Annotated in this window: 7 protein-coding genes and 2 riboswitches; of the genes, 4 read left to right on the top strand and 3 right to left on the bottom strand. The window is 60.4% G+C overall.

What is annotated here, in order from left to right:
* Nucleotides 1–25: 25 nt before the first annotated feature.
* Nucleotides 26–114: riboswitch (glycine riboswitch) on the top strand.
* Between the two features lie 19 nt (nt 115–133).
* A riboswitch (glycine riboswitch) is annotated at nt 134–239 on the top strand.
* Between the two features lie 101 nt (nt 240–340).
* The 3 genes from gcvT (at nt 341) to gcvP (ending at nt 4,965) form a co-directional block, all read left to right on the top strand.
* On the top strand, nt 341–1,432 hold the full coding sequence (gene gcvT, locus OPU71_RS12500) for a glycine cleavage system aminomethyltransferase GcvT (protein ID WP_267728316.1): 1,092 nt from the start codon (nt 341–343) through the stop codon (nt 1,430–1,432).
* Nucleotides 1,433–1,484: 52 nt separating this feature from the next.
* The gene (gene gcvH / locus OPU71_RS12495) at nt 1,485–1,865 is read left to right on the top strand and encodes a glycine cleavage system protein GcvH (RefSeq protein WP_267728315.1); all 381 of its coding nucleotides are present in this window, start codon (nt 1,485–1,487) and stop codon (nt 1,863–1,865) included.
* Between the two features lie 217 nt (nt 1,866–2,082).
* Complete coding sequence (gcvP, locus tag OPU71_RS12490; protein WP_267728314.1) at nt 2,083–4,965, top strand: aminomethyl-transferring glycine dehydrogenase; 2,883 nt, start codon at nt 2,083–2,085, stop codon at nt 4,963–4,965.
* An 89-nt stretch (nt 4,966–5,054) separates the two neighbouring features.
* On the opposite strand, the gene OPU71_RS12485 is transcribed toward gcvP, so the two are convergent.
* Entirely contained in the window at nt 5,055–6,005 is a 951-nt protein-coding gene (locus OPU71_RS12485; RefSeq protein ID WP_267728313.1) for a hypothetical protein, read from the bottom strand.
* Nucleotides 6,006–6,980: 975 nt separating this feature from the next.
* Between OPU71_RS12485 and OPU71_RS12480 the strand changes: the two genes are divergently transcribed.
* Nucleotides 6,981–7,778: a PEP-CTERM sorting domain-containing protein gene (locus OPU71_RS12480; RefSeq protein WP_267728311.1), complete on the top strand. Its 798-nt coding sequence runs from the start codon at nt 6,981–6,983 to the stop codon at nt 7,776–7,778.
* Nucleotides 7,779–8,068: 290 nt separating this feature from the next.
* On the opposite strand, the gene OPU71_RS12475 is transcribed toward OPU71_RS12480, so the two are convergent.
* Nucleotides 8,069–10,450, bottom strand: a complete 2,382-nt coding sequence (locus OPU71_RS12475; RefSeq protein WP_267728310.1) for a hypothetical protein — start codon at nt 10,448–10,450, stop codon at nt 8,069–8,071.
* Nucleotides 10,451–11,213: 763 nt separating this feature from the next.
* Nucleotides 11,214–13,619, bottom strand: coding sequence for a fibronectin type III domain-containing protein (locus tag OPU71_RS12470; protein ID WP_267728308.1), 2,406 nt, complete (start codon nt 13,617–13,619; stop codon nt 11,214–11,216).
* Between the last annotated feature and the right edge of the window lie 299 nt (nt 13,620–13,918).

Genomic DNA, 13,918 nt, shown 5'->3' with positions numbered 1-13,918 from the left:
CCCTGCCCTTCCGGTAGAGTCCGCCCCCTGTTGTCTGGGAGAGCGTCTGCCCCGTGCAGACCGCCGAAGGCGTAACCCCGGAATCGCTCAGGTACAAGGGACCGGACAGCAGTGGAGCAGGCCGCAAGGAGGCTCCGAAAAATCTGGAGAGCAGGTGCGGCCAGACCGCACCCACCGAAGGGGCAGCCATACCGTAGCCGGTATGCAATCTCTCAGGTACCAAGGACAGATGGGGCCCGCCACGCAGAGCATCGCGCGGCGGGCCCTTTTGCGTTTTTGGACTAACCTGAATTTGCCACCTAACTTGGCAATTTGATTGCCACCTCTCCGGGAGCCTCACTTGGGCAAGCAGACACCGCTTTTTGACCTCCATGTCGCCGCAGGCGCGAAGATTGTCGACTTCGCCGGCTGGGACATGCCGATCCACTACGGCTCGCAGCTCGAAGAGCACCACCAGGTGCGACGCGACGCCGGCATGTTCGACGTATCGCACATGCTTCCGGTAGATGTTTCCGGCGCTGGTGCGCAGGCCTTCCTCGCAAAACTGCTCGCCAACAACATCGGCAAGCTCACCCTGCCCGGCAAGGCGCTCTACTCCTGCATGCTGCAGGACGATGGCGGCGTGGTCGATGACCTGATCACCTACTTCTTCGCACCGGACGACTACCGCATCGTTGTGAACGCCGGCACCGCCGACAAGGACATCGCGTGGATGCGCACGCAGGCTGCGAAGATGGGTGCCAACGTCACCATCGAATCGCGCCGCGACCTGGCGATGATCGCGGTGCAAGGCCCGAATGCCCGCACTAAGGCGTGGGCCGCTCTGCCCGGCTCGCAAGCGGTCAGCGAGGGCCTCAAGCCCTTCCAGGCCGCCAAGTGGAATGGCGAGTTCGGCGAAATCATGATCTGCCGCACCGGCTACACCGGCGAAGACGGCTTCGAACTGATCGTCCCCGCGCAGTGCGCGGCCGAGATCTGGAAGGCCCTCGAAACTGCCGGCGTGAAACCGATCGGCCTGGGCGCGCGCGACACGCTGCGCCTTGAAGCCGGCATGAACCTCTACGGCTCGGACATGGACGAGAGCAAGAACCCGCTCGAATCCGGCCTCACCTGGACGGTCGACTTCACCGAGGGCCGCGACTTCATCGGCCGTACCGCGCTCGAAGCCTACGATCGCAGCAAGCAGTTGGTTGGTCTGCTGCTCGAAGACCGCGGCGTGCTGCGCGGCCACATGCGCGTCGTCACCCCGCACGGCGAGGGTGAAACCACCAGCGGCTCCTTCGCCCCGTCGATGAACGCGTCAATCGCCTTTGCGCGAATCCCCGCTGCGGTGCAGCTGGGCGATACCGTTGAAGTCGACATCCGTGGCAAGCTCCTGAAGGCTCGCGTCACCAAACTCTCGTTCGTCCGCAACGGCAAGGTGCTTGCCTGAGCGCGCCATCCAGACTGATTCCGCAATCCAGAAATTGACCAGGAGAAACGACATGAACACCCCGACCACGCTGCGTTACACCGAGTCCCACGAATGGGTCCGCATGGAGCCGGACGGCACCGTCACCGTCGGCATCACCGACCACGCGCAGAACGCGCTCGGCGACGTCGTGTTCCTTGAACTGCCAGATGTCGGCCGTACGCTGAAGGCTGGTGAAAACTGCGCCATCGTGGAATCGGTGAAAGCCGCGTCGGACATCTACGCCCCGATCGCCGGTGAAGTGATCGAGACCAACCAGGCCGCACTGGACGCGCCGGAATCGGTGAACGCAGACGCCTACGCCACCTGGCTGTTCAAACTCAAGCCGGTAAATGCTGACGACGTGACCAAGCTGCTCGACGCCGCTGCCTACGACAAGATCGCCGACGCCTGATTTGCGCGTATCGATCTGCTGCGCGGCCCGATCTCAAGCCTGCAATGCTCGCCGTACCCGAGTACGGCTGTGCGTTTCGGCTTGACCTCGGACCGCTCGCGACGATCGCTCCACGCAAATCGCGTGACCTGAGTAGGCCTATCGCCGACAAGCCGCGCAACAACAAGAACAAAGCGCACTCGCCTCAAACCGCCCCGCATCCTGACAGAGCCAGACCATGCTGAACCTTCCGCTTTCCGCGCTTGAGCAGCGCGATGACTTCATCGGCCGCCACATCGGCCCCGATGCCGCCGAAACGGCCGCGATGTGTGCCGACATCGGCACCGCGTCGCTCGAAGCGCTGATCGCCGAGACCGTGCCGGCTGGCATCCGTCTCGCGAAGCCGCTGCCGATCGCCGCGGCCGTGCCCGAGCACGAAGCGCTCGCCAAACTCAAGGCCATCGCCGGCAAGAACGTGCTGAAGCGTTCGCTGATCGGTCTGGGTTACTACGACACCATCCTGCCCAAGGTCATCCTGCGCAATGTGCTGGAGAACCCGGGCTGGTACACCGCCTACACGCCCTACCAGGCCGAGATCGCCCAGGGCCGCCTCGAAGCGTTGCTGAACTGGCAACAGATGGTGATGGACCTCACCGGGCTCGAGCTCGCGAACGCCTCGCTGCTGGATGAAGCTACCGCCGCCGCCGAGGCGATGGCCCTGGCGCGCCGCGCGTCGAAGAGCAAGTCCAACGCCTTCTTCGTCGACAGCGCCGCGTTCCCGCAGACCATCGACGTGGTCAAGACCCGCGCCAAGTACTTCGGCTGGGATCTGGTCTTCGGCACCGCTGAAGAAGCCGCCTCGGCCGACGTGTTCGGCGCGCTGCTGCAGTACCCGGACAAGACCGGCGCAGTACGCGACCTGACCGCCACCATTGCCGCGCTGAAGGCCAAGGGCGCGCTGGTCGCCGTGGCGTCTGACCTGATGGCGCTGGTGCTGCTCAAATCGCCGGGCGAGATGGGTGCAGACATCGCGCTGGGCTCGGCGCAGCGCTTCGGTGTGCCGATGGGTTTCGGCGGCCCGCACGCTGCGTTCTTCGCCACCCGCGACGAGCACAAGCGCTCGGTGCCGGGCCGCATCATCGGCGTGTCGGTCGATGCGCGCGGCAAGAAGGCGCTGCGCATGGCGCTGCAAACGCGCGAACAGCACATCCGCCGCGAGAAGGCCAACTCCAACATCTGCACCTCGCAGGTGCTGCTGGCCAACATGGCAGGCATGTACGCGGTGTATCACGGGCCCAAGGGCCTCCAGACGATCGCCTCGCGCATCCACAAGCTCGCCGCGATCTTCGCCGCCGGCTTGAAGGGCGCGGGCTACACGCTGCGCACCGTGCAGTTCTTCGACACGCTGGACATCGACACCGGCGACAAGACCGCCGCGCTGCACGCAGCCGCGGTGGCCGCGGGCTACAACCTGCGCCATGTGTCGGATACCGCGCTGGGCGTGTCCTTCGACGAGAAGACCACGCGTGACGACGTGGCCGCGCTGTTCGGCCTCTTCGGCGTGAAGGCCGACGTCGCGGCATTGGAAGCCGGCGTTGCGCTGCCGAATTTGCTGCCAGATGCGCTGCTGCGCACCGATGCGATCCTCACGCACCCGGTGTTCAACAGCCACCACACCGAGCACGAGATGCTGCGCTATCTGAAGAAGCTGCAGAACCGCGACCTCGCGCTCGACCACTCGATGATCTCGCTGGGCTCCTGCACCATGAAGCTCAACGCCACCAGCGAAATGATCCCGGTGACCTGGCCCGAGTTCGGCGATGTGCACCCCTTCGTGCCGCGCGAGCAGGCCGCCGGTTACCTCGAGATGATCGAGGGCCTCGCCGACTACCTGCGCGCGGTCACCGGCTTCCCGGCGATTTGCATGCAGCCGAACTCCGGCGCACAGGGCGAGTACGCGGGGCTGGTCGCGATCCGCCGCTACCACGAGGCACGCGGCGACGCGCACCGCAACATCTGCCTGATCCCGAAGTCCGCCCACGGCACCAACCCTGCCACCGCGCAGATGTGCGGCCTCGACGTGGTGGTGGTGGACTGCGACGAGAACGGCAACGTCGACGTCGCCGATCTCAAGGCCAAGGCCGAGCAGCACAAGGACAATCTCGCCGCGCTGATGATCACCTACCCCTCGACGCACGGTGTGTTCGAGGAAGCCGTGAAGGACATCTGCGCCACGGTGCATGCCTTCGGCGGCCAGGTCTACATGGACGGCGCCAACCTCAACGCGCAGGTCGGTCTCACCTCGCCCGCCACCATCGGCGCCGACGTGAGCCACATGAACCTGCACAAGACCTTCTGCATCCCGCACGGCGGCGGCGGCCCCGGCATGGGCCCGATCGGCCTTGCAGCGCACCTGGCCCCGTTCATGGCTGACCACGCCGTGAAGCCCACCGGCACTGAGGCGCGCTCGCACGCCGGCCAGGGTGCGGTCAGCGCCGCCCCGTTCGGCTCCGCCAGCATCCTCACCATCTCATGGATGTACATCACGATGATGGGCGGCGAAGGCCTCAAGCAAGCCACCGAGTACGCGATCCTCAACGCCAACTACGTCGCCGCCAAGCTTGCGCCGCATTACCCGGTGCTCTACCGCGGCACGCAAGGCCGCGTCGCGCACGAGTGCATCCTCGACATCCGCCCGATCAAGGCCGCCACCGGCATCACCGAGGTCGACATCGCCAAGCGCCTGATGGACTACGGCTTCCACGCGCCAACGATGTCCTTCCCGGTCGCCGGCACGATCATGGTCGAGCCGACCGAGTCGGAATCGAAGGGCGAGCTGGACCGTTTCATCGCCGCGATGACGCAGATCCGCGAAGAGATCCGCAAGGTCGAGCAAGGCGTGTGGCCCGCCGACGCCAACCCGCTCAAGCACGCCCCGCACACGCAGGCGGACGTGATGGTGGCGGAATGGACGCGCACGTATTCGCGCGAAGAGGCGGTGTTCCCGCTTGCTTACGTGGCCGACAACAAGTTCTGGCCGAGCGTCAATCGCATCGATGACGTGTATGGGGATCGGAATTTGTTCTGTGCGTGTGTGCCGATGGAGGAGTATTCGGCGTAAGGGCTGACTGCTTCTGAAGTTGCCGTAAAGAAGAAGGGCCGCCCGATGGGCGGCCCTTGTCTTATCTCCAAAGTCCTTCCGTTTCGTTTTCAACTCTCGCGGCGCGCAAGTTCGCGGCGCACCTTTAAGGCGCCCAGGAGCAGGCCACAGAGCATCAGGGCGGCAACGGGCGGCTCATCAACGGGTGTCGAAATCGAAAAGTCTTGCGTGTAGTCGGTGCCGGAACCTGAGGCTAGAGAAAACGAAGTGAGCGGCGTCCCGTCTAGCGTCGACCAACCCACAATACCGCCCCATGCAAACTGCGAATTGACAAAGGTCTTAGTGTCATAGGCCCCGTTGCTATAAGCGCGTCCACGCACAAAGAAGTCAGTGTTTTGATTGGCCGGCAGTTGCACCTTCATTTCGTAGTATCCATCGCCAAGGTATCGAGCATCTCCATACGGGTTATAGAACCAGTCGTTCATAGGGCACGACACCGCACCGGGACAACTCGGCATTTCTTGCCCCGCGTAGAATAAATTCGGACGCGCGACGTTGAATGCAATTTGGTAGTCCCACATCGCACCAGACGAGACATTCGTCAGACTGGGGCTCAACGTATTGATATTGCCGTCTGCCTTGAATCTGAAAGTCATTGACACATCGCCGCTGTACCCAGGCGCCACGACTCTCACCACGTCATCGAATTGGGCCTCCGTATAGACGCTGGAAACCGGATAAAACATTGGCGTTGGCGAATACAGCTTTGAGAAATTAGCAGTGCTGCCAGCCGTTTGGACAAACGACAGTGATCCGTAATCCGAGCGAACACTTACCGTTGCCAACGCGCGATATCGATTAACACCCTTGTCGTGCACGACATCGTAGGCATCTGATACCGAATTGGTCATCCCGTAGTTCGTGTCTTGCTCTTGTGACGCAGTTTTGACATCGTTACCGGCTGTTGCAGACATCGAGTAGTAAGCCCGTAAGGTCGCCTGCGCCGGTGTCGAACAAACAGCCGTAGCGGCCAGCAGCACCCCAATAGTCGTTTTGATCATTGAAAGACCTCTCTGCGGATTGGCGAATAGATTGATTGATGGCCGGCCATCGCTTGGCCCCTGCGCGTCGCCACCGCACGAGTCCCCGTATGGCCTTGCGTGCCGCAAAGCAAATAGTGCGCCATCGAATGCATGACCCGAAATTCCATTCAGGCGTTCGCTCGGCGTCAAAATTGCCGACAAGTGCATTGACTCGCTTGCGTAAGTTGGGTTTAGCGCGGCGACGCCCAACGGCTCCGGCAAGGTCACTGCATTGCGACGGCGCGTTGGCCGGGGTCGCACCCCCGGCAGGCGCCTTACTTTCTGGCAACAGCACCAGAAAGTAAGCAAAGACTGCCGCCCGGCGTTCGCGGTCAGGCGCTTCGCGCCTGACTTCCCTGCGTTGCTCGCGCGACCGGGGGCCTGCGGAACTCGCCCTCGCTGCGCTCGGAGCTCAAACAGTCCTCGGCCTTCTTCCCGGTCGCGCTCCGCTACTAGGCGCTCTCGACGGGGCCCAAAGTCAAAACCATTGCCGTTTTCGCGCAGGTCGAATTTGCAGAGAACGGTTGATCATCGACGCTTTTCTCTCCCCCCTCTGAAACGCCGAGCAGCGCAGAAGCTTCGGGTTCCGACGCGCGTTGCGCGGCGGTGGCGAGGACTGTCTGAGGCCCGCAGGGCCGAGTTCCGCAGCCACCCGATGCTTCGAGCAGCGCAGGGGACCCTTTGCGTAGCAAAGGGCGTTGAAGCGGGGCCGCTTCTTTGGTTCCTTTCTTGTCGGCACAAGAAAGGAACCCGCCCGCCGGGGCGGGACCCGGCTTGAACGGGAACGCCAGCGCTCACCGGCAACCCCCATCGCAAGCCAACAGAACGCAATGCTGCAAGAGGCACAAATTCGGAGCCATCAGCTCCAGATAGCAGACACCCTCACGGCAAGAAGGCCCCCTTCTCGTCGGCGCCACCTGCCCTTCTACCGCCAGCAGCGTCAGACTTCTTTACATGCGCCGCACCAACACCAGCACGCCTGAAAAACATGACAAAGAAATCAGACACTTGAGCAAATCGGTACCCTTGATGCTTGCCGAGACAGCGGAGACTGTTGTCCATCAAGGAGGGATCATCATGGTTTCGGGTTCATTGAAATGCGCAGCTGCGCTTGCACGTATCGGGCTTGTCACTCTGGGAGTCACGTCCGGGCTATCGGTACAGGCGGCGGTGTTCGGCGGCGTCGAATTCCCGGGGGGCGCCTCGTCGTTTGCGGATTCGCTTGTCTCGTACGATCCGACTTACGGCGGCACAGCAGGGCCGGATGCGGCTTACCAAACGCCACTGAACGCGTTGGGTGCGCCCACCGGCAGCTCTGACACAGGCTTCGTCACGCTGGGCCAGGGGGGGCGCATCGTGTTGAAGTTCACCGATAACTCACTGACCGGCAGTGGCTCCTCGGCGCTGGACTTGTGGGTGTTCGAAGTCGGGCCCGACGTGGAAGACACGTTCGTGGACATCAGCAAAGATGGCTTGAACTGGTTCGCGGTCGGCAAGGTGTTCGGCGCTACCGCGGGGATCGACATCGATGCCTACGGTTTCAATGCGCTCGACAAATTCTCGTACATCCGGCTGACCGATGACCCTGCAGAGGGCCAGACTGGCGCGGGTGGGTCTGTCGGCGCAGACATTGACGCCGTGGGCGCCATTTCGTCAGCGCCGCCGGTCACCACCGTGCCGGAGCCCGGAAGCCTCGCGCTGGCTGCATTGGCATTGCTCGGAATCGGCCTCAGCCGTCGGTACGGCGCCTGATTGAAGCTAGAAGCGCCCCGCCCCGCCGCGCCGCTAGTAGCGACGGCCCGGCGGGGCGATGAGCGCGTGGGACGTGAGCAGTTCATCAGGTTGCTTGAGGGCCGTTGCCTCCTAGGGCGGGTTGGCGTTATCAACCCACGCGGAACGACGCACGGCGCGACGGGAGGTCTGCGGCCAACCCGCACCGCGCAACCGGAAGGAGCGGTCATCGCACCACCGAGATGCGGTGCAGATGAAATAGCCACGCAAGCCAGATCGGCGCAAGACTTGCGTTGCGATCGCCAGGAGCCTTATTCCACCTGAATTGAGCACAGCCCCCAATCGGCGTTGGCGCCGTTGACTGTGTCCAACCGGATGAGGGTTTTTCCCTTGGGCAAATTCAAGGTCAAGGTCGAACTGGTGGTTTTCGCATAGTTGCTGGCGGGCAGCACCACCTGACCTTGTTCCTTGCTATTGACGGAGACCTTGATGGTCACGGCCTCATTGCCGCTGGCACCGCGCAGGCTCAAGCTGCCGGTTGTGGCGCTGGCGGTGTAGGCCGGGTAGGCGATCCAGGTGTTGATCCGGTTGGCGTTGAGGCATGTTTCGCCATCGAGATCCCCGTTCCAGTTGCCGGCGGTTCCGATCTTGCTGCCATTGGCGGCAGCAATCGTGCCGGGCAGCAATTGCCCGTAGGTGTATGCGGCCCGTTGTGTATTGCGCAATTGGTCCAGCGCGCGGAACTTTGGCGTATCCAGGTTGAAGATGTCCGGCGTGAAACCCCACTTCCAGTCGCCACTCAAGGTGTAATACACCAGCAAATCGCCGCCGCGTGCCGACCAGGCATTGTGCGTATCGATCATCGCCGTTTGCATGCGGGGGTCGAGATTGATCGAGTTGGCCTGGGTCTCGGTGTATCCATCCAGACTGGGCCCCCCCTCATAGGCGATGCGCTTCACGCCGTATGCCGCGGCCCAAGTGGCATCGAGCTCGAAATTGCGCAGATTCTCGGCGGGGGGGAAGTTAGCGGCGGAAAAATACACATTCGCGTTGCCGCGATCAGCTTCTGCCACCATCGGGCCGTAATAGCCGGAGCCGCCCGCGCCATAGATGTAGGAATTCACCGTGCGCTCTGGACTTTGCCGCTTGCCATAGCGCTCCAGCCATACCAGTGCGGTGGATAGGGTGGCTTGACCATCACCTTGCTGAGTCATCAGTATCGGCCGCACGCGGTTCATCATCGAGGCATCGCCATAGACCGTGCGGAAAATGTCGCTGGCTTGCGCGGTACGGAAGGCCGGGTAGCGCCATACCTGGTCGTAATGCCCGCCGCTCGGGATTTGCACCGGGTGATCGGTGACCAAGAGATTAGCCAAGGAATTGATGATGTCTTCAATCACATGGAATCCCCAGAAGCCGCCAGCCGAATTCCAGATTTCGTTGGAGTATTCCAGATAAACCCGCAATCCGGGTTTCAGAGGCGGATAAACCGGATTGGTTTGTGTGCTGGTGTACGGGTTGGTGCCATCCGAGCCGTAGCGCAGGGTCAGGGCCATGTTGCGCACGAAGTCATCATCCGCTGCCGGTGGAATATTGATCCAGCAATCCACATTCGCTTCGTTGCACAGGCGGATCTGGTGTTCCAGCGCCACGCCCAAGCCCACATTTTCCGCCGGAACACTCAAACCGCCGGGGCCTTTGTAGCTTTGTGCCATGCGGGAGAAATGCTTCGGCGTCATGCGGTCGGCCCAGTGTTGCACCAGATTGCCGTTGGTGGCCGTCCAGTCCATCATGCGGACAACATGCACCTTTTTGATCGCATTGAGGAAGTGCGGGTTATAGACGACGCTGCCATCGGCCGGTTTACCGGGCCGATACAGGCGCAGATTGGTAAAGCCGGTTTTAGTGGCACTGCTGGCGGTGCGCTGGGTGTTGCGTAATATCAAGCCCAGACTGTTGCGTTGATCCCCGGCTGCGAAGGTGACATCGGCGGTGGTGGTGTTGGTAGCAGCGTCATAAACCTTGTTGGTCACCGAGCCCCCCACCCACAACAAGCTCACATCCGCCAGCCCATTGAAGATCAACTTGTAGGTCCCGTTCACCTGTGCCCCGGTGCCTGTAAACACCACGGTTGAGGCATCCGCCAGCGGCCAGCCGTATTCGTCGGTGGCCACATCCCCCGTCCAATCGGCATTCCTCCAGGGGCGTGCGGTTTTCATCGCATCGGCAAAGGCAAAGGCGCCATCCCAATCCGCCGCAAACCAGACATTCATTCCGAGGTAGTTCTGCGTTGGGTCATTGTCGGCCAGGACCGGCAAATCGGTGCTGGGGACGGCACTCGCCTCAGCCGAATTTGCGCTTTCGCCGTTGGCGTTGGAAGCAGTCACCACATAGTAGTAGGTCGTGCCGTTGGTAAGACCCGAGTCAATAAACGCAGTAGCGGTTGGAGCGGCAATTTCGGTATAGGCGCCGCCAGTCACCAATGCCCGTTTGACGTGATACGCCGTTGCACTGCTGCTAACGCTCCAGGAGAGCGAAACTTGTCCATTCGTTGCGATTGCAGTTAAACCCGTTGGTGCAGCGGGAGCGCTAGGCGTTGGTGCTGGCGTGCTCGTCGATCCACCTCCGCCGCCACAGGCAATCAGCAACAAAGCCATCACAGACAATAAGAAATGCCGGATAAAGGTTCGCATCACACACTACCCCACTCGTTCGTCAAGAACACGCCACAGACAGCGCCAGCAAGCAGCTTCCCCGTCAGAAAACGAATCATCAGCACGGTTTGTCAAAAACCATAATACTGCGATTGTCATGCCATAAGCATTTTTTCGCGAAAATCCATTTCAATGGCATTTTCCGGGCTGACAACCCAACCCGCCCCAGAGCCTTAGTTTGGGTTGAGTGCGGCGAAGCCCAACGCCTCCGCGAAGCTCATTACATTGCAACCTCGCGCCCGAGATAGCGCTGCAGCGGCGCAGGGCACCCCGGCGCAGGCGGGGCGTTGAAGCGGGGCTGCTTCTTTCGTTCCTGTCTTGTCCTGACAAGACAGGACCCGCCCGCCGGGCGGGCCCCGGCTTGAGCGACACCACCGGCGCCATCACACAAAATCAATCGCAAGCCGACAAAATGCGGCGCTTGAAGATGCGCCGATGCGGAGCAATCCATTCCAGATAGCGGATAGCTTCAAGTGAAGAAGATGCCTTTCTGGTCGGCGCCCCCAGCTTTGCAACTACCACAGAGTCAGCTCTCTTTAAATCACCGGGCCAACAGGGTCAGTATCCGCCCCCTCATCCGCAAGCCACCGCAATCAACAAAGCTCAACTCAGGAAAACAAACCGAAAAATGCTTCCCATCAATTTCACCTCTTTCATTCAGTAATAAAGCGACACCAGAGCTAACTACATCAACCCTGAAAAGCGCCGCAAAAGAGAACTGTCGCGGCGAGTGTCTCGCTAACTACGGCGTAATTTTGGCGGAGTGGAGGTTCAGCCAGCCACTGACCAATTCCAGCCGCACCGCCACCAGACCTTTGGGAATGGCCACCGGGAGGCTGGTGCTATCGCTCAGGTGATCGCTGGCCGTCAGCGTCACATTCCCCTGACTTACCCCATTGATATACACCCGCACCACGGCACCGATTGACGAGAGCGCATTCACGGTCAGATTGCCACTAAAGGCGTTGTCGCTATGAGCCTTGAGTGCCATCCATTCCCCGGACTTATCCATGCCAGCCCAGCAAGGCAAAGCATCGCAGGTGGTGTTGTAGCCCCAGTAACCGCTGGTGATCTGGGCGCGGGAATCCGTGGCGGAATAGGCCACCTCGCCGGGGAGTGCCTGCCCCACCATTACCGCTGCGCGTGGCTGTCTATTGAGCTGATCCAGACCTTGGTTCTTCGGGGTGTTGGAATTGGAAATGTCGTTGGAGAAGTTCCACTCTCTCGGACCAACCACCGTGTAATACATCAGCAAATCGCCGCCCATCGCTGACCAGGCATTGTGGGTGTTGACGATCATGTCTTTCATGCGCGGATCGAGATTGATGGCATCGGCTTGTTGCTGGGTGTAGTAGTCCAGACTCGGGCCACCCTCGTAAGCGATACGTTTCAAGCCAAAACTGGCCGCCCACAAGGCATCCAGACCCATCGCGCTGATGCCTTGGGTATCGTAGGCACCGCTGAAATACAGATCGGCATTGCCACGGTCGGCTTCGGAGATGGTGGCATCGGAGCCGTAATAGGCCGAACCACCCGCGCCGTAAAAATACGAACGGACTTCCCGATTGCGGGATCTGGCGTAGCCATCAATCCAGTTCAGCGCCAACCTCAGCGTGTCATTGGCATTGCCCTGCTGGTTCATCAAAACTGGACGGATGCGGTTCATCATCGACGCATCGCCATAGACCGCCCGGAAAATATCGCTGATGGCGGCTAAGCGATAAGCGGGATAGCAATAAACCAGCTGATAAACATTCGCTGGTGTCGGGGCAAATTGCACAAGCGGGTGGTTCGTCTGCACGCTCGGGGTCAGCAGGCTTTTGGCGATGTCAAGAATGACGCGGAAGCCATAAAACCCATAAGCGGTATTCCAGATTTCATTGGAGTATTCCAGATACACGCGTAAATCAGGCGCCAGTGGCGGATATACCGGATGGGCCTGATAACTGGTGTAGGGATTGGTGCCGTCTGTACCATAACGCAACGCCAGTGCCAGTTTTTGCACATAGTCATCCGAGGCAGCGGGCGGAATGTTGATCCAGCAATCCGAGTGCACCTGATTACACAGCTGAATCTGGTGCTCAATGGCTACCCCAGGGTTGTGATTTGCGTTTCCATTGATATCCAGCCCCCCCCAGGACTCGCCCCCGGGCCCCGTGTAGGTTGGGGTCATTTTGAACATGTGCGCCGGGGTGATCCGATCGGCCCAGAACTGGGTCATATTATTGTTGGTCGCGCCCCAATCCATTAGACGAATGACACCGGTTTTTTTCAGGGCATTTACATAATTGCTGGTAAATACCACGCTGCCATCGGCGGGGTAGCCCGGACGATACAAGCGCACATCGGCAAAACCCGTATTAACGGCACTAGTCGCGGTACGTTTGGTATTGCTGAACACCAAGCCGCTACTGCCCGTTGAGCTGATTTCATAGGTCACATCAGCGGTGGTGGTATTGGTATTGGCGTCGTAAACCTTGTTGGTGATCAAACCACCGGCCCACATCAACGTCACATCGGCTTGGCCTTTAAAAACCAGCTTGTAAGTGCCGTTGATTTGCTCCGGTGATCCGGTAAAGATTACGGTGGAAGCGTCGGCCAGAGGCCATTCATAAGCATCCGTTGCAACATTGCCGTTCCAGGCCGCATTACGCCAGGGACGAGCGTGTTTCATCGCATCGACAAAGGCAAAACTGCCATCCCAGTCTGTCAGGAACCAGGTGTTCATGCCCATGTAGTTTTTGGTGTTGTCGCTTTCAGGCAAAACAGGGAGATCAGTGCTGGGAGTAGCGTTGACTTCAGTCGAATTTGCGCTTTCGCCGTTGGCGTTGGAAGCTGTCACCACATAGTAGTAGGCCGTGCCATTGGTACGCCCCGTGTCGATATAAGAAGTAGAGGTTGGAGCGGCGATTTCGGTATAAGCACCGCCAGTCACCAATGCCCGTTTGAGGTGATACGACGTTGCACTGCTGCTAACATTCCAAGAAAGCGAAACTTGTCCATTCGTTGCGATTGCAGTTAAACCCGTTGGTGCAGCGGGAGCGCTAGGCGTTGGTGCTGGCGTGCTCGTCGATCCACCTCCGCCGCCACAGGCAATCAGCAACAAAGCCATCACAGACAATAAGAAATGCCGGATAAAGGTTCGCATCACACACTACCCCACTCGTTCGTCAAGAACACGCCCCAGACAGCGCCAGCAAGCAGCTTCCCCGTCAGAAAACGAATCACCAGCACGGTTTGTCAAAAACCATAATACTGCGATTGTCATGCCAAAAGCATTTTTTCGCGAAAATCCATTTCAATGGCATTTTCCGGGCTGACAACCCAACCCGCCCCAGAGCCTTAGTTTGGGTTGAGTGCGGCGAAGCCCAACGCCTCCGCGAAGCTCATCGCATTGCAACCTTGCGCCCGAGATAGCGCTGCAGCGGCGCAGGGCACCCCGGCGCA

Origin of the sequence: Niveibacterium sp. 24ML (genome assembly GCF_026586805.1) — a bacterium.
Classification (GTDB): domain Bacteria; phylum Pseudomonadota; class Gammaproteobacteria; order Burkholderiales; family Rhodocyclaceae; genus Niveibacterium.
This window is presented reverse-complemented; position numbering and strand designations above follow the sequence as displayed.